General features: G+C 36.0%; 33 protein-coding genes and 1 other RNA gene. 9 read left to right on the forward strand and 25 right to left on the reverse strand.

Going from position 1 to position 19,241, the window contains the following annotated elements; genetic code table 11:
• Positions 1-309: 309 nt before the first annotated feature.
• Complete coding sequence (locus NSQ74_RS01530; RefSeq protein WP_340821177.1) at positions 310-750, reverse strand: hypothetical protein; 441 nt, start codon at positions 748-750, stop codon at positions 310-312.
• Between the two features lie 171 nt (positions 751-921).
• On the opposite strand from NSQ74_RS01530, the gene NSQ74_RS01535 reads away from it, so the two are divergent.
• Positions 922-1,563 carry a YfbR-like 5'-deoxynucleotidase gene (locus NSQ74_RS01535; RefSeq protein ID WP_340821178.1) on the forward strand — a complete coding sequence of 214 codons (642 nt, stop codon included), beginning with the start codon at positions 922-924 and terminating at the stop codon, positions 1,561-1,563.
• A gap of 95 nt (positions 1,564-1,658) precedes the next feature.
• Positions 1,659-2,165, forward strand: coding sequence for a zf-HC2 domain-containing protein (locus tag NSQ74_RS01540; protein ID WP_340821179.1), 507 nt, complete (start codon positions 1,659-1,661; stop codon positions 2,163-2,165).
• Between the two features lie 49 nt (positions 2,166-2,214).
• Here NSQ74_RS01540 and NSQ74_RS01545 read toward each other — a convergent pair whose 3' ends face one another.
• Positions 2,215-2,553 (reverse strand): zinc ribbon domain-containing protein YjdM, encoded by a 339-nt coding sequence (locus tag NSQ74_RS01545; protein ID WP_340821180.1) that lies wholly within the window; start codon positions 2,551-2,553, stop codon positions 2,215-2,217.
• A gap of 243 nt (positions 2,554-2,796) precedes the next feature.
• On the opposite strand from NSQ74_RS01545, the gene ssrS reads away from it, so the two are divergent.
• The 3 genes from ssrS to NSQ74_RS01560 all read left to right on the forward strand — a co-directional run bounded on the left by ssrS (position 2,797) and on the right by NSQ74_RS01560 (position 4,333).
• Positions 2,797-2,989, forward strand: a non-coding RNA gene (ssrS, locus tag NSQ74_RS01550) — 6S RNA.
• 283 nt (positions 2,990-3,272) lie between these two features.
• Complete coding sequence (locus tag NSQ74_RS01555) at positions 3,273-4,007, forward strand: zeta toxin family protein (protein WP_340821181.1); 735 nt, start codon at positions 3,273-3,275, stop codon at positions 4,005-4,007.
• A 146-nt stretch (positions 4,008-4,153) separates the two neighbouring features.
• Positions 4,154-4,333, forward strand: coding sequence for a hypothetical protein (locus NSQ74_RS01560; protein ID WP_340821182.1), 180 nt, complete (start codon positions 4,154-4,156; stop codon positions 4,331-4,333).
• A gap of 203 nt (positions 4,334-4,536) precedes the next feature.
• On the opposite strand, the gene NSQ74_RS01565 is transcribed toward NSQ74_RS01560, so the two are convergent.
• Together NSQ74_RS01565 and NSQ74_RS01570 are read right to left on the reverse strand one after the other, a co-directional pair.
• Positions 4,537-4,935, reverse strand: coding sequence for a hypothetical protein (locus tag NSQ74_RS01565; protein WP_340821183.1), 399 nt, complete (start codon positions 4,933-4,935; stop codon positions 4,537-4,539).
• An 81-nt stretch (positions 4,936-5,016) separates the two neighbouring features.
• The gene (locus NSQ74_RS01570) at positions 5,017-5,907 is read right to left on the reverse strand and encodes a helix-turn-helix domain-containing protein (RefSeq protein ID WP_340821184.1); all 891 of its coding nucleotides are present in this window, start codon (positions 5,905-5,907) and stop codon (positions 5,017-5,019) included.
• A 171-nt stretch (positions 5,908-6,078) separates the two neighbouring features.
• On the opposite strand from NSQ74_RS01570, the gene NSQ74_RS01575 reads away from it, so the two are divergent.
• From NSQ74_RS01575 to NSQ74_RS01590, 4 genes are all read left to right on the forward strand, one after another.
• Complete coding sequence (locus NSQ74_RS01575; protein ID WP_340821185.1) at positions 6,079-6,282, forward strand: helix-turn-helix transcriptional regulator; 204 nt, start codon at positions 6,079-6,081, stop codon at positions 6,280-6,282.
• Between the two features lie 29 nt (positions 6,283-6,311).
• Positions 6,312-6,512 (forward strand): hypothetical protein, encoded by a 201-nt coding sequence (locus tag NSQ74_RS01580; RefSeq protein WP_340821186.1) that lies wholly within the window; start codon positions 6,312-6,314, stop codon positions 6,510-6,512.
• Between the two features lie 80 nt (positions 6,513-6,592).
• Entirely contained in the window at positions 6,593-7,114 is a 522-nt protein-coding gene (locus NSQ74_RS01585) for an SHOCT domain-containing protein (protein WP_340821187.1), read from the forward strand.
• Between the two features lie 12 nt (positions 7,115-7,126).
• Positions 7,127-7,354: a helix-turn-helix domain-containing protein gene (locus NSQ74_RS01590; protein ID WP_340821188.1), complete on the forward strand. Its 228-nt coding sequence runs from the start codon at positions 7,127-7,129 to the stop codon at positions 7,352-7,354.
• A gap of 20 nt (positions 7,355-7,374) precedes the next feature.
• Here NSQ74_RS01590 and NSQ74_RS01595 read toward each other — a convergent pair whose 3' ends face one another.
• The 21 genes from NSQ74_RS01595 to NSQ74_RS01695 form a co-directional block, all read right to left on the reverse strand.
• A complete protein-coding gene (locus NSQ74_RS01595; protein WP_340821189.1) occupies positions 7,375-7,731 on the reverse strand; it encodes an aconitate hydratase in 357 nt (118 codons plus the stop codon).
• Positions 7,725-7,952 (reverse strand): transcriptional regulator, encoded by a 228-nt coding sequence (locus NSQ74_RS01600; RefSeq protein ID WP_445669050.1) that lies wholly within the window; start codon positions 7,950-7,952, stop codon positions 7,725-7,727. The genes NSQ74_RS01595 and NSQ74_RS01600 overlap by 7 nt, the downstream gene beginning before the upstream one ends.
• Positions 7,953-8,078: 126 nt before the next feature.
• Positions 8,079-8,822: an N-acetylmuramoyl-L-alanine amidase gene (locus NSQ74_RS01605; protein WP_340821190.1), complete on the reverse strand. Its 744-nt coding sequence runs from the start codon at positions 8,820-8,822 to the stop codon at positions 8,079-8,081.
• The gene (locus NSQ74_RS01610; RefSeq protein WP_340821191.1) at positions 8,822-9,082 is read right to left on the reverse strand and encodes a phage holin; all 261 of its coding nucleotides are present in this window, start codon (positions 9,080-9,082) and stop codon (positions 8,822-8,824) included. The genes NSQ74_RS01605 and NSQ74_RS01610 overlap by 1 nt, the downstream gene beginning before the upstream one ends.
• Positions 9,072-9,359, reverse strand: coding sequence for a hypothetical protein (locus NSQ74_RS01615; protein WP_340821192.1), 288 nt, complete (start codon positions 9,357-9,359; stop codon positions 9,072-9,074). Before NSQ74_RS01615 ends, NSQ74_RS01610 begins: the two co-directional genes overlap by 11 nt.
• Positions 9,360-9,472: 113 nt before the next feature.
• The gene (locus NSQ74_RS01620; RefSeq protein ID WP_340821193.1) at positions 9,473-9,625 is read right to left on the reverse strand and encodes a hypothetical protein; all 153 of its coding nucleotides are present in this window, start codon (positions 9,623-9,625) and stop codon (positions 9,473-9,475) included.
• Position 9,626: 1 nt separating this feature from the next.
• Positions 9,627-9,893: a hypothetical protein gene (locus NSQ74_RS01625; RefSeq protein WP_340821194.1), complete on the reverse strand. Its 267-nt coding sequence runs from the start codon at positions 9,891-9,893 to the stop codon at positions 9,627-9,629.
• Positions 9,894-9,909: 16 nt separating this feature from the next.
• A complete protein-coding gene (locus NSQ74_RS01630; protein ID WP_340821195.1) occupies positions 9,910-10,311 on the reverse strand; it encodes a hypothetical protein in 402 nt (133 codons plus the stop codon).
• A complete protein-coding gene (locus NSQ74_RS01635; protein ID WP_340821196.1) occupies positions 10,312-10,644 on the reverse strand; it encodes a hypothetical protein in 333 nt (110 codons plus the stop codon).
• Positions 10,644-11,459 (reverse strand): putative phage tail protein, encoded by an 816-nt coding sequence (locus NSQ74_RS01640; protein ID WP_340821197.1) that lies wholly within the window; start codon positions 11,457-11,459, stop codon positions 10,644-10,646. Before NSQ74_RS01640 ends, NSQ74_RS01635 begins: the two co-directional genes overlap by 1 nt.
• Positions 11,460-11,469: 10 nt before the next feature.
• Entirely contained in the window at positions 11,470-11,817 is a 348-nt protein-coding gene (locus NSQ74_RS01645; RefSeq protein ID WP_340821198.1) for a phage tail fiber protein, read from the reverse strand.
• Positions 11,814-12,854 carry a baseplate J/gp47 family protein gene (locus tag NSQ74_RS01650; protein ID WP_340821199.1) on the reverse strand — a complete coding sequence of 347 codons (1,041 nt, stop codon included), beginning with the start codon at positions 12,852-12,854 and terminating at the stop codon, positions 11,814-11,816. Before NSQ74_RS01650 ends, NSQ74_RS01645 begins: the two co-directional genes overlap by 4 nt.
• Positions 12,855-13,298 carry a DUF2634 domain-containing protein gene (locus NSQ74_RS01655; protein ID WP_340821200.1) on the reverse strand — a complete coding sequence of 148 codons (444 nt, stop codon included), beginning with the start codon at positions 13,296-13,298 and terminating at the stop codon, positions 12,855-12,857. It lies immediately after the preceding gene.
• Positions 13,298-13,657 (reverse strand): DUF2577 domain-containing protein, encoded by a 360-nt coding sequence (locus NSQ74_RS01660; protein ID WP_340821201.1) that lies wholly within the window; start codon positions 13,655-13,657, stop codon positions 13,298-13,300. Before NSQ74_RS01660 ends, NSQ74_RS01655 begins: the two co-directional genes overlap by 1 nt.
• Positions 13,658-14,635: an XkdQ/YqbQ family protein gene (locus tag NSQ74_RS01665; RefSeq protein WP_340821202.1), complete on the reverse strand. Its 978-nt coding sequence runs from the start codon at positions 14,633-14,635 to the stop codon at positions 13,658-13,660.
• Entirely contained in the window at positions 14,636-15,058 is a 423-nt protein-coding gene (locus NSQ74_RS01670) for a hypothetical protein (RefSeq protein WP_340821203.1), read from the reverse strand. It abuts the gene before it with no gap.
• A 12-nt stretch (positions 15,059-15,070) separates the two neighbouring features.
• Positions 15,071-17,110, reverse strand: coding sequence for a phage tail tape measure protein (locus tag NSQ74_RS01675; protein ID WP_340821204.1), 2,040 nt, complete (start codon positions 17,108-17,110; stop codon positions 15,071-15,073).
• Positions 17,111-17,137: 27 nt separating this feature from the next.
• Complete coding sequence (locus NSQ74_RS01680) at positions 17,138-17,290, reverse strand: hypothetical protein (protein WP_340821205.1); 153 nt, start codon at positions 17,288-17,290, stop codon at positions 17,138-17,140.
• Positions 17,291-17,313: 23 nt separating this feature from the next.
• Positions 17,314-17,706: a phage tail assembly chaperone gene (locus tag NSQ74_RS01685; protein WP_340821206.1), complete on the reverse strand. Its 393-nt coding sequence runs from the start codon at positions 17,704-17,706 to the stop codon at positions 17,314-17,316.
• A gap of 26 nt (positions 17,707-17,732) precedes the next feature.
• Positions 17,733-18,167 (reverse strand): phage tail tube protein, encoded by a 435-nt coding sequence (locus tag NSQ74_RS01690; RefSeq protein ID WP_340821207.1) that lies wholly within the window; start codon positions 18,165-18,167, stop codon positions 17,733-17,735.
• A 14-nt stretch (positions 18,168-18,181) separates the two neighbouring features.
• Positions 18,182-19,240, reverse strand: coding sequence for a phage tail sheath C-terminal domain-containing protein (locus tag NSQ74_RS01695; RefSeq protein ID WP_340821208.1), 1,059 nt, complete (start codon positions 19,238-19,240; stop codon positions 18,182-18,184).
• Position 19,241: the final 1 nt, after the last annotated feature.

Here is a 19,241-nt window from a genome sequence, read left to right on the forward strand (position 1 = left end):
ATGAAGGGGCTCAATTTATAGGCCTACGCAATACTGACCTACGCCTTAAAAGAATATATGGGCAAAGGTTGCAAATTAAAAGTACACCGAATGAAGGCACAACAATCACCTTCAACATCCCAAAATAGTGCCAGGCACTCACACAATTCTCACACAATTTATGGATAGCCAAATAAAAATCCACTGCGTCTCCTGCGGCTTACAATGTGCCCGCGGAAAGTGTAGTGGATTTTTACAATTTAAGATGCGAAGTGCCAGGCACTCACACAATTTTTACGAGTTAAGACGCTGTTATTTTCCATGCATCGATTACCAAATTACGGGCTTAGCTACCATTAGCCATAGCATAATGAGCAGTAATACAATATACATCCATGCCTTTCGATGTAAAAGCGAGGCAAATTTTTGCTGATTGTAGGCTGGCGTATTAAATGTTCGAATGGTCGGTTTAAACGCTCGCGCCAAAAAGACGATGGAACCTGCCATAACAAGAAATGTTAACACTACCCAAGATGTTGTCCATGGATATCCTCCACGCCACATTAATAAAATGCCCGAGGCAACTAGAACATGTCCAGCGTGTTTAACAATCGTAATCGCACCCTGAAATACTTGGATATATGGCGGCATTTCCTCATGCGCAGCTGTATGCATTTTCTTTACTATTGCTAAAACTACGAACAATGGCCCAATCGAAAGGATAGCACTTAAAATATGTATATATAGAAGAAGTGTATAAATCGATATCATAATGCATACTCTCCCTTTAATAAGTCTTACTAATTATAGCATTCCTCATTATGTTCTCTCATTCTAAATGTGAATCCTTTGTAAACGTAGCATGAATCATTGTAAAATTGTTTGAAATCTGCACAATGAGGGTATTGATTATAGTAACATGCACTTATAGAACAAAAAGGAGTGATTCTTATAGGAATTCATCAATTTTTTACAAGCCTTAATGATTTAGAACGTATTATTCGTTGCCCTGGCCGCTTCAAATTCGAAGAGCATAATGTAGCTGCCCATTCATGGAAAGTTTCACAATATGCCATGTTTTTTGCAACTCTTGAAGAAATGAATGGCGCTACAGTAAACTGGAAGTCATTATATGAAAAAACCATCAATCATGATTTCGCTGAAGTATTTATCGGTGATATAAAAACTCCCGTTAAGCATGCTAGTCCTGAGCTGAAACAAATGCTCGCACATGTGGAAGAAAAAATGATGGAAAAATTCATTATTAATGAAATCCCGAAAGATTTCCAGGACATCTTTTTCGAGCGTATGAAAGAAGGCAAAGATGCAACACTTGAAGGACGTTTGCTTGAATTTGCAGATAAACTAGATCAATTTTATGAAGCATTTGCAGAATTAAAGCGTGGTAATACCGATATGGAATTCGTCTATATGTATCAAACAGCGCTGGCGAAGCTTTTAGCTATTCCCCTTCCGGCAACAGTCCAATATTTCCGTACTGAAATATTGAAAGATGCTGTTAAGGAGAAAACACATATTGATATTCAAACGCTAACAAATGAAGTATTAAACACAAACAAATAATGTGCATGTACAAGTTTTCCGATGAATTGATCGACGGAAGGCTTTTTTTATTTCCTAAAAAAAGTCGTATAATAGGAGTGATGGGAGGGAAAATTTTGTCACATGAATGTTCAATAGTAGAAGATTTACTACCATTATATAAAACTAAAGGTCTACAAGCCGATACAACTGAATTTGTCGAACAGCATTTAGCTACATGTAAACACTGTCAGCAGTTGGCCGCAACGAAGCTTTCATCTAATCAAAACTTATCCATGAAAAGCACATTAACATTTTTCCATCTTGTTTTTATCGTGCTATCTTTTATGTTTGCCCTCAACTCATCTCTACTCGGCGATCATAAAAGCTTTGTCGCGTTATATGCCCTTTTCGGCTGTTTAACCTATTTATTTTATAAAAACATTTGGATAGTCTTTGCCATCAGCTCTATACCTGTTTTTGTATGGGCCATCATTAATAATTTTAGCAATCCACTCTATATTCATGGTGTCTCTTTTATGGATATTAGTGCACTTATCATTGGCGCTAGCTATATAGCTCTATTACATACGATTTTCGCCTTGCTTGGCTCTGCCTTTGCCATCATTTTACGGAGGTTTTAAATGATAAAAGCATCTCTCGTATGAAAGATGCTCCTTATCATTCCGGCTATTAGGCTTTTTTCACGAACTCTGATTTTAGTTTCATTGCGCCGAAACCGTCAATTTTACAATCAATATTGTGGTCACCTTCAACAAGGCGAATACTTTTAACCTTTGTGCCCATTTTTAGAGTTGAAGAGCTTCCCTTTACTTTTAAATCTTTAATAACTGTTACTGCATCACCATCTGCTAACAAGTTACCATTTGCATCTTTTACAATAAGTGCATCTGACTCTTGCTCTGTTGCACTAGTGCTCCATTCATGTGCACATTCTGGACATATAAAGTTTGCGCCATCCTCATATGTGTATTCAGAATTACATTTCGGACAATTTGGATATGCTGCCAATTCCGCTTCCTCCCTTGAATTTTCGTTAAGTAAATGATTACGCTCCTATCTTTACACACTTACTATAATTTCGCAAAGGTTGTTCGCATTTTCCGTTCGTATTTGTGAAAAATATATGAAGCCATTCCATATAATCCAAGCCCTTTATATGTATAAATTTCATGTTTTATAGCACGTGCCCATTGACTTTTTTTCAAAAACCATCTTACTTGCAAGTTTGTTTATCATGCCGTATTATATCCTTAAAGGCTGCATTGTTCGTATAATATTAAGTTTTAACCTTTAAGCTGTAAAAGGGAGTTTTATTATTGGAGTTGGAATGACGGGCCTCACACTTAGGTGCATGAGGATAAGCAGGAAAACTTCTGCGAACACCCACTTTGAGGAGTGGTGGTTTAAAACTTTCTATAAGAAATACGGCATACGCGGCTTTTACTTTAAATGTTGTTATATCAAGCTTTATATAGCATCTTAGCCAATTTGGTTAAGGTGCTTTTTTCATACCATAATAACCGATGGGGTTAAATTGGGGTTAAACTTCTTTGTAAATGATGATAAATAATAATAAACCGTGTTTACGGATAAGTTCTAGTAATTATTTGCTAAATATTTTAGATGAATGTTTTTTCGCATTTTTGTTCCCTAACATTCCATGATTTACATGTTATAATCTATAAATAATAAATATTCGTACGAACATGGAGGTTAAAATATAAATTATGAATCTAATCACTACTGCAGCAATGTATCAAATAAATTCTGAATATGTTCAGGAGAGAAAAAATCGTCATAACTTAATAATTTGTAAGAAAACAGAAGATCGCATATCCAAATACCCTGCATCTGCTGTTTTAACAGCTGGAGGGTCTGGCGCTGGTAAATCCCATTTTATAGAAAAGCTATTCTTGAATTCACCAGATGAAGACTATGTTTTAATAGACTCTGATAATATAAAAGAAGAATTACCTGAATATGTAGAAGCTGTGAAAGAAAAGAATTTAGATGCTGCAGATATTGTTCACAAGGAAAGTGGGCATATTGCTGATTCGCTTTTAGAATTTTGTGTCTCCAAAAACTATTCTTTTATATATGATGGTACAATGTCCAACTATGATAGATATGACAAATTAATTACTAAATTAAAGGATTCTCAATTTAATATTAGTGCTTTATACGTTGATATAGATGTTAATATTGCTTTAAGAAGAGCAATAACACGTGCGCTGAAGACTGGACGTGCTGTACCAGAGGATGTAATAAAACTAACCAATGTAGACTCAGCCAAAACTTTTCACAAGTTATTTCCACGGTTTGACGAAGCAATCATGTTCAATAATTCTAAAGAGTTTCATGCAAATAAGGACATTATTCCATTCGCAATAAAAGAGCATAGAGCATTAAAGCCTGTTAGTTTCGACGAATATAAATTGTTTATCCAAAAAGTAAATTCTTAGTTCACCTCCATTTTTTGTTAAAACTTTATGAAAAGACACCTTTTTTACAAAAAAGTTGTCTTTTTTTTAATTTAATTCAAAAAAGGATGTCTTTTTTTTGATTTAATGGGTATATTAATATTAACTATAATTTAGGGGGAGATAATATGGTCAATGTATTCGGTAATATGGTTAAGAAACTTAAAGATGAACAATTCATCAAAAGTGTTTCTGAGAGTATGCCTCCTGAACCTGAAATCACTCCTGAATTCATGGAGTCCTACAACCAATATCAAAAAAGAGCAGCTGAGCGTAAAAAAAAAGGTAAACAATTACAACTTATCTAATATAAACATTTTTGTTCTACCTGCCAATAAAATACTTCTATAAAAACAAGAATGTTGATTTAACTGCATTCTTGTTTTTTTATCAAATAGATAAATACCTCTTACTTCCAATCTGATTATTATTTTAGTACCCAGAATTCTCAAAGAGATGATTTAACAAACAACAAAAGACCACCCATAGGTAGTCATTTTACAAATATAGATTAACGATTGGGATTTCGATTAATAAATCCCTCAATTTCATCAGCTAGTCTATATACAAGATCGAAATAATCCCTCTCTGTCATAACACCCTTTTTTCTCCATTTTTGCATTTCTTCATAATGGAAATTATAAAAATATCCTTCCACCTCTTTTCTTTCAATACCTTTTTCCTTGGCCATTTCAGATATAGAAAGACCTTCATTCCAATTGTGATTATATTCCTCCATGCTCATCCCTAAGAAATTACATATTGCCTCATAATCGTATTTAACATGATATATTACCGTTCCTTCATTTTTTTCTTCTTTTTCTTGTTTATTTTCTTCTGCATGAATTAATGTTGAAAAGGATAAAACTAAGGTTAATAAAAGAAAAAAACTTTTAAAAATGAATTTCATTATAGAACCTCCAATCTTTATTAAATTTAATGTGTGAGGATTTAGTAATAACTATGTGAACACCTACTTTCCACTTTCTCTCTACCTTACCAACCAATTATTTATATTCGGTTTGCTATTTATTTGTGTACGAACATCACGTTCATTTAGCCAGTTATAAAAAGGTACTGGACGTTCTCTGTTAGCAGTTTCTTCTAAAGTAGATGATCTACTCGACTTGCTTTTTAAACGTTCAATAGCCTTATTGTATGCTCCTACAAATATAGCTCTTAATGTACTAGTAATAGTCAATGTACCGTTGGCAATATCACGGATTATGTTAGCTAAAACATCTTTAACGTTCACAAAATCACGTATATCGTTAATTTCTGTTGCTAATATGCAATTATGCAGTTGGTCTTTTAATTCATCATGTAATGGCAATGAATGCATGAAATCGAATAGCATCACTTGATACTCGTTCATATATTCTTTTTTCTTTTCAGCTTGCAAAGCCAATTCATTTTCAAGACTCATAATATTAATTGCTTGTTTAGAACTTAAAAGATTAAAAGAGTTTAAAGATAGGTTTTCAGATTGTTGCGCATCAATCTTACTCTCACAAGGCTTTTCATCATTTACACCCTCAGACATTGACGGTGAGACATTGTAAGGCCTAATGATATAAATACTTGCTCCTTGCCCACCTTTGCTTTTTACTGTTGTTTCTTTCTTAATGATTTCCAAGGATTCCAGTTTTGTAATTGCTCGATAAACTGTCTTTGTGCTGATCTCCAATGCTGCAGCAATTGTAGCAGCTTTCAAATGACAAGCTCCTGGATGCTCCAAAGCATGACTAGCAAGTTTGAAAACGATGGCACGTTCTGATTCAGTCAAATCATAATAATGTGCTGCCATGTGTTCTTCTACAGCTGTGTCCATATCTGCTATCGAATCAAATGTTTTGTAAGTTGCTAAGTATTCAAATGCCATCGTTTTCACCTCACTTCCATTATTTTTATAACTAATTAATGATAATATATACCAATTAAATTATATTGTAAAGTATTTTATAATTCTTTAGTGATATTTTATTTATTTTTAATTATCATTTGGTGTATTATAGTTATAAGAAGAAAAACGAAAGATGGTGTTTATATGGGAATGGCGAAAAAAATCAAAATACTTATGGTTGAAAAGGATTTAACGATTTCCGAACTTGCTGAAAAAATGGGTACCTCTCAACCTAACCTTTCTAACAAACTAAAACGTGACAATTTCAACGAAAATGAATTAACTCACATTGCACAAGTGTTGGAAGTGAAATATGAGGCTAATTTTGTATTAGAAGATGGTCGAAAGATTTAAAACTGATAACTAATTGTGGGGTGTTAAAAATGGAAGTTAAAGATTTAATAAGAAAAATAGCCGCTAAGCAGAATAAGGCTATTAAAGAAGCTATTCAATATCGATTAAATGAAGGCTATTCTTTAGATGATTTAGAAATCAAATATGATACTGCTACCACAAAAAAGAAAAATGTTATTAATTCTACACTAAAAATTGAAGTCAGAGTGATAGATAAAGCAGATAACTAAAGGGTTATCTGCTTTTTTATATGTACTATTGGAAGGATTTTCTATAGAATGTAATTACAATTATCTAAGGAGGGCATGATATGGATACAATCGCGGAAACTATAAAATTTGCAGGCTTTGGAAAGAAAAAAGCAATGGCTAAACAGATTCAAATGTTTGATGATAGACTAACCGACCAAGGTGAAACACTTCTAGCTGTATGTGCATCTGTAAAAGGTACGAAACAGCTTTATGTAACTGATAATCGTATCATTCTACATGAAATCAAAGGCATTGTTTCCAATGATGAAAGAAGCATTCCTTTAGCCTCTATTAGTAGTATCAACATTTCTAATAAGCTTGTTTACTCTACCATTGAAATAGTATCTACTGGTAATAAGGCTATCATTGATGATGTACCAGCCCATATTGCACTTGAAATTAAAGCAGGCATCGAGAACCTAAAAACGTTGTCTAAAACAGCATCTATTCCTGTAGCTAAAGAGGAAAAAGATATGTTTGATGTTGCCGATGAAATTCGAGAATTAAAGGATTTATTAGATGATGGAATACTAACACAAGAAGAATTTGACGCGAAGAAAAAGCAATTATTAGGGATATAGAGGGTGATTAATATGTTTACACTAAATGATGTCATGACTATTCCAGAAGCTTCTGAAAGATGGGGTATAAGTAATGATACAATACATAGTCGAATCCGCACTATTACGAAAGATGACGCGAAATTTCAAGCAGCATTTGAGGCAGGATTAATAAAAAAATCACATGGAGCATGGTTAATAACATCTTCGTTAATGAAAATGTGGTTTGGATCAGAAGTAAAAACAAATGACAATGAATAAAATAAAAACTGACCAGGTACTCATATGAGCGCCTGGTCTTTATTTTGGTGACTGATTAATAACTTTTCAACTTGTGTTTTCAAAGCCATGTTAGCATAGCGTAGTACAACGTCATTTCCTGCTGTAGCTATATGCACATCACTAAAATACTCGTCTATCTTTTCTACTTTTACTAATCTTATTTTGTCTTTTGCCAATAACCTTTTTGAATTGTAGTAATCTTGGTTTATGTCTTTTAAGATTTTATCCAGGATTGATAAATAAAATTTACTCATTTTCAAGCTTTCAATTACAGGGAAGTCACGTTGCAATGATTGAACTGCCATTTCTAGTATTAAAAATTTATGAAAAAGTTGCCTTTGTTCAGGTTTCAACATACAACTGAACGCTCCTTGTGAATGATTGGAACAACTGCTAATACACTATCAATCATAAATATACGTTTGGCTTGTCTTTTAAAACAATATGCTTCAAACGAATTACCCACAATTTTAATAATTTTGATACGCCTTTTTGACACTGTGCCATCTTTGGCTAAGTACATCATATTTAAAAATTGGTTACGCTGCATTGCTTTTATCAGTTGTTCCCTCATCATTCCGCACCTCTCAATAAGAACATTCGTTTGTATAATTATAGAACGAATGTTTGCGTTTTAACAAGTATTAATTTGTGGAAACAAAAAAAGACCAGGCTCACATTAAGTGAAACCTGGTCTTTGTCGTTATGCAGCTACAACATTTGCAACTTGTGCTAGTTTAGCTGTCTTTATTTTATTTGCTCCTGCTTGTGCAGCATCCATCCCTGTAAATGTACCTGTTTTCACACGCCATTTATCTCCATCTTGTTCAATGTAAGCAACCCAACCAAAACGATGTTTTAATACATCTAAAACATTTTCAGCAGCCTGTAAAGTGCTGTATGTGCCTGTCATGACACGGTATTTATTTGTATCTATGATAGGTGACGGCTGCTGTGTAGTACCTTGACATGCTGAAACTTTTGCAAGAAACTGGCTCCAACTAATTTTCCCTTCACGCACATTACGAGGACAGTGTTTACCACTAAAATAATTGTGCTGAACCACGTTTGCGATAGGTATCCCTTCGTCTTTCATAATTTTAGCAACGAGTTCGGCCGCATTACGAACTGCTTTTGCGTAGTCTCCATCACTGTTAACACAGATTTCAACATGAATACCCTGATTATTACCTGTGCCAGTACCAGCTGCCCAACATTTCCAAGTATGTTCAAATGACTGTACAGCCTCTTTATCATCGACTGTCCATTGCCAACTTGCATCTCGACTATTTCCATTGGCTTGTAATCGAGCATGTGCATCGGCATCTGCTCCTGAACGTGTATTGTCTGTTTCATGAACCACTATAAATTTCTTGCCGTTACCTTTACCGTTTGTAACCTTTGCAGCTTGTGCATCAGATACTAGCTTTTTACGAATCGTTAGCATCATTTTTCCCCCTTTGGTTTTTGGTATTTTAACGCTTGTTCACTATCACTGACATCACTTGTAGTCGGATCCACTACAATGCCAAGCAAAATCAAAATGCTTAAAATGGTATTAAAAATAGCAGTGGCTTGTTGGCCAACTGCTTCAGGTAAACTATATCCAAATGCTGCTGTTACTTGTTGAGCTAGTAATAAGATAAAAGCAAATAATGACACTAAAAACGGCTTGTGTTTTAAACGTACTTTCCAGTTAATTTTCATGTGTAATTCCCTCCAGTTTATCTATTCGTTTGTGTGCTTGTTTCGCAGATTCTTCGTTACGAATTGATTTTTCATTCAATGCTTCAATTTTGCGACCTTGATCTTTTAAATCTAACCGAATATCATCAACACCACGCGCTATGTAATCGACTTTAGATGTGATGCTGGCTTCCGATGCACCTTGATTTTTGCTATCTTTTTTCATGGTTATTATTGCCCCAAGTACCCCCAATACGGTACCAACAGCGCCAAATAATAAGGAGACTTCTATGCTCATTGAACACCTGCTTCCACTAAAATAAAAGCCCTTCACAGTAGACTGTGAAAGGCATAAAAAATAACGCTAAGCATCTGCTTGCGTTTACTTTGTTACTGAACAATATGGGACGATTATTCACCATAAACAGTGCCAATTAATGTAACTAATGATTGAAATTCATCATCAGTTAATAACGGCCCAATCATTGATACACGTTTAGTAGCCGTATCCTTTGTGTAAACTTTTCCTTTAATCATTTTTTCCCATAATTCATAAGTGCTCATATTACGCGCCCCCTAATGTATTTAGCTCTAACAACATCGTCTGATATTGGTTTTCTGCTAAGATCTTTTCTTCGATTGTTGGTATTATTTCAGACGGTATACTTTCTGGCGGTTGAAATGATTGCGTCTCGGTAATGTAGAGACTTCCTAACTCGGGATACTTCGTTAATTCCGTAATATTAATCATATTCCCAGCTATAACTTCACCACTTAAACTACTAACCCCTACTACCTTACCCGATTTATTTAGTTGGGCATATATATACACTTTCTTCACCTCCCCTTTAGTAAAACTCCACTACTTCCCAGCTCACTGGCACTGCGTTATTAAAGGTTGATACGCTGTTACCAGCATCCACAACAAATGAGGTAGTTGTCACGTTTGTTACACGCGGAGCAAATCCTCCAGAGTTTGTCACACCGTATAACTCAATGTGAACTTTGTTTGGAGCAATTACTCCTATTTGCACAGTATGCGTAGTTGTAGAAGCTGAAAAACTACCTCGTTGAACACTTTTAACCACTCTTCCTGCAAGTAATGTATCAACATTTGCTTTTGTAGCATCAACCGCAACTTTTGTTGAGTCTGTAGTCGTTTTAATACCATCCACTACACTACGAACACCATCAATAGCAGTTTGTATTGCCAACTGTAATGTTTTTGTAGCTAATCTCAATACCTCCATCTACAATACCTCCTCATAAATAAATTCTGGCTCTCCGCCTGTTGTCCGGAATCCCCATCTGTACCACTTGCCATTATCGAAATATTTATGAGGCATAATTTCTTCCAAATGTGCAGTAAATTGCTGTTGAATTGTGTTCGCCTTATTGTTCACTTCATTGATTGCTCCGGCTAATTCTTTGTCTGTTGTTTCTAAGTTAGGGATCGATGTACTTCCCTTTTGTATTTCGCTAACTGCAGCATCCAAGACCTCCATATTTTCATTAATGTCTGAGATTAATACGTTGTCTGTTAATCCTGGCTTCTTTAAACCTAAATTTGGTGTAAGTTCCATTAGCTCACCTCATTCCATATTCGTATATCATCCCAAGTAATATTGGTTACACTTCCCCACGTTCTATTGCTTACAAATTCCCAAACGTTAAAGCTATAGGCATAGCCAAACTCTAAATGGGCGGGCACAATAATTTCTATCGCTTGCATGAGGCCATCCAAATTATTAGGAATACCCTTAGTACCAATAAATTTGATTTCATATACGCCAGGTGTATTTGTTTTATTTATTTCTACTTCACCATTACTATAAGCAGCTGCTACAGCCTTTATTGTTTCTTTTGTTGTTTGGTCAAAGCTTGCTCGATTTCGTGAAGCTATTTGTTCTCTACGTTGGTCATAACGTAGTGTTCCATTTGATTTAATTCCAAGATCGCGTTCATAGATAGGTAAAGCTTCAATGGCCGTATCGATAAAAATGTTTCGATTAACAATTTCAAGTTGTTGCTCTGTATTCCGTAGCTCCCTATCATCAGCTGTTAATATCGTTCTAAAGGTATTGGATTTACGCTCATACAAGGGCAAATACTTCATCATGTCTAATAGGTAATCTTTTGTTGAAACTACAATGCTTGTAATCATTTCAGCTCTTGTTTGCATGACGATAGGTGATTGTACTACCTTTACACCGTGTGAAAGCTGCTCAGTGATTACCTCATTATTTGCACCTGTTGAAGCAATTGAAACGCCTTGCGTCTGCAGCTCTGTATCGGTAATCATCAATGCAAGTCGAAAACATTCCCATTGGTGTGGTGTTAGCTCTCCCCAGGTAAAGACTGATACCTGGCCCCACTCAGATTGTGGTATTGCATGCATTTGTCCTCACCTACCTTAAACGGACAATTAAATAGTTTTTAGGAATCTTGTATTGGCTTGATATATCGATATTCTTTGTAAATTCTGCTTGTGATTTAAACAGCAAATTACCTCCTGTTTTTGCATCATAGATTCCAATGTGTGTAATATCTCCCCATGCCTCTGCAGCGATAGGAAACAGAATATCAGAGCTATTTGACGTTTGGCCGTCTGTGGGCGCTGTAAAGCTTGCAGATTGTCGCGCGTAGCTTGCTGTATTTACTTCTATGTCACCATTAAACAAGGCAACAAAAACTGGCGTTGTTCTTAGATTGTCTGTTAGAACCTTATTTTTTAAATATACTGTCATGTGATTCATTCGTTTACTCCTCCCATTACAGGCACCCCATCATCAGGAATGACCACATTAGCAGTTGATCCATTAATTAAGAGATCCTGATAATCTAAAACCCCATCACTATCGATAATGAGCGCTCCAATCTTTGCAAAGCTTACAAATGATGTTTTAAAGGCAATTTCCTTTAAATGCGTTGTAATGTTCTTTTTAATATTTGTTTTTACTACTTCCTCTGTGTAACCAGGCATTAATGTAAGGGCCACTGATAAATTAAGTAATAACGCTACTGCAGACATAACAAGCAGATCCTCGACGCCAAATGGCATTTCCTGTTCAATGTGCTTTCTAACATCTTCTACTAGCTCAGTCGGTGCAGGCAGTTTATTCGCATCGATAACAACAATCTTCATTGTTAATGGGCCGTTATATCTTTTAAATATTTTTGCATCGCCTGTTCCTGTGACCTCTAAGGCCCATTCACGGTAATGATATTCATTTCCTGATTTACCTGGACGCTGTAATTTATCATAATAGCGCTGGCGCAAATCGTTATCAGTTTCTTCGTCGTAGCCATCGGTAACAGGCTCAGGATTGTACACATTCACAAGGCCATTAATAGATGCAGGGAAATTTATTATCGTGTTGGCTGGCACGTTTCCTATTTGGCCAAACTCGTTACATTGCACGCGAACATGAGCAAGTCCACTTTCATTAAGCATAGCTTCTTCAATGACTGTGTATAAAATCGTATCGGTACCTACTAGCTCCCCAACTTTAACAAGTGTATTCGCTGTACCCGAAACAATGACCGTTGTGGTGGCTTGCGTAGCAGGTTTTCTTATTTGCCCTGTGCGCTGATAAACTGTTCTTGTTAGCTCGTCACCGTTTAATTTCTCAACATCTAACTTTTCTTGTACTACAGCAATCTTCTTTTGTTGTTCGGCAAATTCTACCGCAACTGGCTTCGTAACATCATAGACAAAGTTACCTTTTGATTTATCATAATCATTGCTAATGTTGACCATCATTCGTTCATGAATGATTTTTTCATTTTCCACCTACGCCACCCCTTTCAATGGCTCGTCAATATCGAATGCACCTTCTACAGTGACGACTCTAAATTTTATACGCATCCATTTTCCATGATGGCTAAACTGCCATTCCTGAATTTCTTGAATGTGCGTATGCTCCATTAAGGAGGCTGAGACTTCTCGTTTTATTTCTGCCTCAATAAAAGCACGTGGTAAGCTAGAGCCGATTAAATCCTCCAACGTCACCCCATAAGGAATGTCTTTGTAAATCCTAAATCTAAAGCGCTCAGTTTTAAGCACTTTTAAGATCCATTGTTTCAATGTTTCGAGTCCATGGACCTCAACCATTTTTCCGTTTCTAAATACGAAATCACCTTTATCAAAGTCATACAAAAAAGACTTACCTAGAGGTGGCAAGTCCGTTTTAATTTCCTGTGTATCAAATTCTAGTTGGGTAATCTTAGGTAACATTATTCGAACCTCACCGCCTTACCTACAACAAAATATAATTGTTCATCTGCAGTCGGTAACAATATTACTTCGTCACCTTCTTTGAGTGTATCTTTTGTTTTTGTTTTTACTTCTTTTGCCTCATAAGACTGAAACGGACTATCACTAAATCTTATTTCTCCTTCTAGTTCCAATTCACGTTCATAATCATCAAGTACATGTGCTGCAAATACTAATTGATTATTGTATAGGATGATTGTTTCATTTAACCGTATTTGAGCATTAGGCGGTGGAGAAATAACAATCCCTGTCGATATTGATACTGGTTTAGGATTTTTGTTTTCATGAAGCATTTTTGCGAGATTTGTTATTGCATCCATTTACTTCACCTCTAAACTAGGCTTCATTGTGTGAATGCCTTTACTAATCGTGTGCAATACATCTTTAATCAGGAAAGTACCGTTAATACCAGTGATTGGTTCTTCTAATTTAAACAATCGGCCAGCCCTAAAATCATCATGGCCCATCAAATCCACGCTGTTTTCCTCTGTCACTTTTGAAAGCTGTTTTAATTCGTTTTCAGCCACCTGTTTAGCGCTTTTCTTTTCATTCTGATCTAGCTTTACCACTTTAGTAATACGTCCGTATTTTTCAGCCATTTTATTGTCAGACTTAGTTAGAACTATTTTGTCATTGTTCCCAACAACCTGAATTGTATTGGCCATTTCTGTAATGCTCCGCCTTTTAGAAGGATTCATAAGGGCTGAATGAATATCATACTCTGTACCTCCTTCAAACAATTGAAATGTACCAGTTACCACTACATCACCCTGTTTTTCGATGTATAGCTTACCCTGACGCATTTCCATGAGGTATTTCACACCTAATGATTGTTCTGCAGTAGTAAGGATTTCTTTGATAATTTCACTTACGTTTTTATCATTGAAAATTTTTGTAATTGCTTTAGGAATAGACACGATATTACCAATTGAGATATTAAAGTCTTTAGCTATTTTCTTGATACAAGCATCTGCAGATAGTTTGTTAAACTGATATACAGCTGTTGATTTTTTTAGATAAAAAGCAAAATCGAAAGCAATGTATGCAATAGGAGAAAAGCCATTTTTCACCTCGTCCACAATAATAGCGCGCGTTATTTCCTTGCCATTGTTATTTAGGGCCACCATATCACCTATATCACATGGATTTTTTGGGAAGTAATTCGTATCATTAAAAGCAATACTGAAATTAATTTCATCCCCTAATTCCTCCATGTTACTACGCCAGGTTAAAGTTCCAAGCAAAGGGGTTATATTGGTCATGTTTTCACCTTTAATTAGCCATAATTCATGTGCCATTCATTTCACCTTCTTTGTCTCTAAAATAATCTCTTTAAACTCAGATAATGCCAGTGAATAATAAACATCACCTGAACCGTCTTGTAGCCCAGCCTCAAAACTTTCGATTGTCATTAGTATATTAATAGGTGTGTTAGACATGATAAGTCTAATTGGCATTCGTTTGTCTATCCACCCCTCAATGATTTCGTAATACTCCCATCCAAAGTATTTATTATTTCTAGAAAATGAATAAGCCTTAGAGGGGAAGAAAGAGTCAATTGTAATTGATTTTAAACCTCTACGACCAAGTAACTTAATATCGCCTTGATTAATCGTTGTAAACACTTCATTATTCACAGGACTAGGTATTTTAAAATCAGATGGCACTATAGGTAGTTGAATAATCTGTTTACGATCCATCGTGCTTAGAAATATATCCATTTATTCAACCTCCTATAAATTGGCCAATCGTAATTGCAGCATAGGCACAAGTTCATTCGCCACTTCCATTGCTGTAACACCTTTAGCATTTAAGTTTTGAATTATTACTTGTACACTACCATTATTAGCAGTAGATGGCTGAGGTGAACTTCCTGCAGAGGTTGGTGTAGCTACAGCAACAGGTGTTGATTGCACCATTTGATCCACATTGTCGATTGAACCTCCAACTGCACGAATCCTTTCAGATTGTCGGGCAGGAATAACCATTTCACCTTTATGCAATTCCGCAATATAGCCATCATAAGGAACACGATTTAAACCACTAGCATGTGAACCTGAAATGAAATTACCCACTGCACCAGCTGCATTACTAATTGCTCCGCCAATTTTCGAAACCCATCCTGGTACTTTAAAGCTTGTAATTGCATCTTTAAAATTATTGAACACTCTTTTTACATCGTCAAAATGCTTGTATAGCGTTATTCCTGCAGCAATGATTGCTCCGAATGGTCCAGCTACAAGCGCCAGCAATGGATTGTCGAGTAATCTCTGCCATAATTCACTTGCTTTTTGTTTTACGAGATCCCAATTTCGATACAATAAGACTGCTCCAGCAACTACTGCAGCGATTCCTACTACTACCCAAGTAAGAGGATTCGCAAGCATGGCCGTATTCATTGCCCATTGTCCAGCTGTGGCAAGTGCCATAGCCGTTCTAAAACCGTGTACCATTGTGGTAACTACGGAAATTACTTTTAAAACGCCCATTCCAACTGCCAAAACTCCTGCAGCTGTACCCACTCCAATGAGAATTTCTTTAATCGGCCCCCAATTCTCTCTCACTGTATTTCCAAACTCAAAGGCCTTTTCCACGATACCTTGAATTTTAGGCACTAATTCATCAGCTTTTTGAGCAACGGCTTGTAAAAATTCCTGCGCTCCTGCGCCGTTAACAACATCAGCAATACCAACTTGTAGCTCTCTCCAAGATGAAATTAATCTATTTTTAAGGCTACCTTCCACTTTAGAAGATGCAGCATCCGTTGCTCCTTCAAAATCTTTCATAGCCTCTTTAGATCCAAGCATTGCGTACATAGCTCCCGATTCAAGGTCTTCCCATTTTGTACCGAAAAGCCCCACACCAATTTGATTAGCTGCTACCTGGTCTTCCATCCCTTTTAATTCACCAACAACTTGGCTTGCGACATCTGAAACTGTTCCTTTTCCATCTAAAAAATCTTTCCAAACTTTCTGAGTACCTTGTGATAGATCGCCCATTGCATCGCTTGTGCCTTTCGAACCGTCTTTCACACGAATTTGAAACTCTTTCATCACATCATTTACATAATCTAAGTTATAAACGCCAGCTTTTGCGCCTCTTTCCAAGATACCGAAATATTCTTCTGCACTATAGCCCATCGTGCCAAATAAGGACGAATACTCAGCGACATTATCAAACATTTCATTTGAAAAGTTTAGTCCTCGCTGACCACCTGCAGTAAATAAATCAAAGGCCTTGTCTGCAGAGATACCGAAAGCTTCCATCATGTTATTCGTGCCACGTGTGACTTCGTTCACATCACCATCAAACGTTTTAGCTAAAAACATTGCATTAGAAGTAACTTTGCTTAGTTCTCCGTTATCAATATTCTTCATGTTTTGTTTTACACGTGCTAAAGCATTTGTTACTTCATCGATGTTTTCGCCGTACCCTTTAGTAAATACTTCTTTTGCGGCACTTCCGTACTGTTCCATTTCTGAGGCTGTTGCGCCTGTTTGGGCTTGTAACATGGAAAAAGCATCATCCATATCAAAGATGGTTTTCGCAACTCCTGCACCTAAGGCAGCCACGCCTACAGCACCTATTGCACCAACACCTTTTGCAACCGATTTAAAGACTCTAGTAGCACCTTTTCCAAATCGTTCTATCTGATTTCCTACTCTAACAATGCCTCGACCAAAATCATCTGAACGTTCACCAGCACGCCTTAAATTGCGCGAAAAATCACGATCTTGTAATGATAAGACTGCGGATATAACCCGTTTTCCCAATTCCTCACCGCCTATACAAAAGAAAAGCTAAAGCATTCGCGCTCTAGCTTTCATTTCCATTTCTTTATCTTTTTCCTCAAAATATTTTTCTATGCTCGCCATCATTAATAGCTTTGTATCATAGTCAAGATTAAGTAGATATTCAGGATTAAAACCACGTTGAATATAGTGATGAAGCAAGTAAAAATCATCATCACTATCAATTAGTTTTTTATAGCCTTAACTCCGCCTTTTTTATATCCAGCAAGCTCGAATGCTACTTCGGATAATTGAGCAATTTCACCAGGCTCAAAAATTTTCGCTACAATGTCTGTTGGTAATTTACAGCCAAATTCTTTTTGTAATTCTTTATCTTTTAAATTTGGTTCAACAACCGTGTTATAAACCATATATTCATCTGCATCAGTATCGTTATTTTCATCACGCGCCATTTTCATTGTATCTACACAAAGAGATTTTTCAGGTTTACGAATAACAACCTCAGCATTTAATCTCTCTACAATCACTGACTCAGTGACATCATCTTTCACCTGATATTTTTCTTTCTCTTTCATTAAATCTGCAACTGATAAACGTTTAGTTTCTTTATTAGCCATTTAAATTTCCCTCCATATTATAAGTTTTAGGCTGAAATATAATCGATAAAATCATAATCAGCAAAATTGAATGGTAATTCCTCTGTTCCAATAGTCTTTTGCGCGAATTGCATTAACATAAATTCGTTAAATGTTACTTCACTAATAGCCATTCGTTCAGCGCCAAATGCATCTGGATCGGCTAATTTCCCCACAATACTAACCTCAGGTGTAATTCCCTTTTTAACTGCTTCTGCTAATAGCTTTGCCCCTCGGCTATATACTTTTTTTGTTTTCAAATTTCCTTCACCAGACCAACCTGTCTGCTTTTTGTGTGTCGCTGGATCTTCGGCCATATTCACATCTTCATAATCAATGGTTACTTTAGCTTCAAATTCCTCAATATCTAGCCATTTTTCATTATTCACCCACACGCTGCCATATGTGCCGTTAATAACTCGATTAGATTTTAATTTCGGCATGTGTCAATCCCTCCTTAAATTGCAATATCCATATCTAAGTCCTCAATAGCATCAACAATCTTAATGTTGCCACCTACAAAAACATTGCGTTTAAAGGACATTTCTTTTACTTTTTGATCGTCCCAATCTGACGTATCTTGTCCGATACCTTCCCACGCCAAACGCTGTTTTCGGACATTAATTTCTGATTTATTATCGTAATTCGGATCAAGTATTTCTTCATCTTCTAAACCATCAAAGTAAGCATTGACTGATCGTATAAACAAAACTTGATTATCGTAGATATTGTTGTGCTTACCAATATAATGCTTATCAAATGTTGTTCGAATATCGTCTTTTATCATATCCTGTACTTCCATGATACGAATTGATTTAAAGTCTTCAGTCTTTTTGCCTGTTGTTGTCGTTAGGCTGTTAACACCACGGCCAATTTTAATGTTTTCGCCATCATTAATAAGGATTAGTTCACCATTATCAACAGCTGTATCAGGATCTTCAATTTCTGTAATAGCATCAATCTCATTCAACTCGTAATAAGTAGATGAACGTGTAAATGGCAACCCTGCTAGGATGCCAGCCATGCGCGCTGTGTATTCTGCAGTTGTGTAATCCTTCTCTCCAACTTTAATTCCTGTTGTTGTGAAATTAATGATTCCTTCATGATCTGCATCACAGTTTGGTAAAACTGCCTTAAATGTTTTCTTATTATTGTCACGCTTAGTCTTAATCCAGGATGCAATAATTGTTGTGTCTTTATCTTCAATACCTGGAATGGCCAAGTAATTATATCGCTTGTTATTTAAGCGTGTTAATGCTGCATTGTAATCAACTGTATCATTTGGCAAACGTTCAATAATGATTTTGCTTGGTGTACCCATAAACGTTTTTTGAATATAATCTAAGTTAGCAGGTGACCATCCATCTGTTGGCACATCCTCGATGCTTTTGTAAATCACTGTATCATTCGTTTGCACATCATCCTTTAAAATCAATGCAACAATACCTAGCTGGCTTCGCTTAATAGCTGTAACTGCTTTCCCATTAAACTCAATAATAATTTGCGGTAGGCCCATT

The organism is Lysinibacillus sp. FSL W8-0992 (assembly GCF_038008685.1).
Classification (GTDB): Bacteria; Bacillota; Bacilli; order Bacillales_A; family Planococcaceae; genus Lysinibacillus.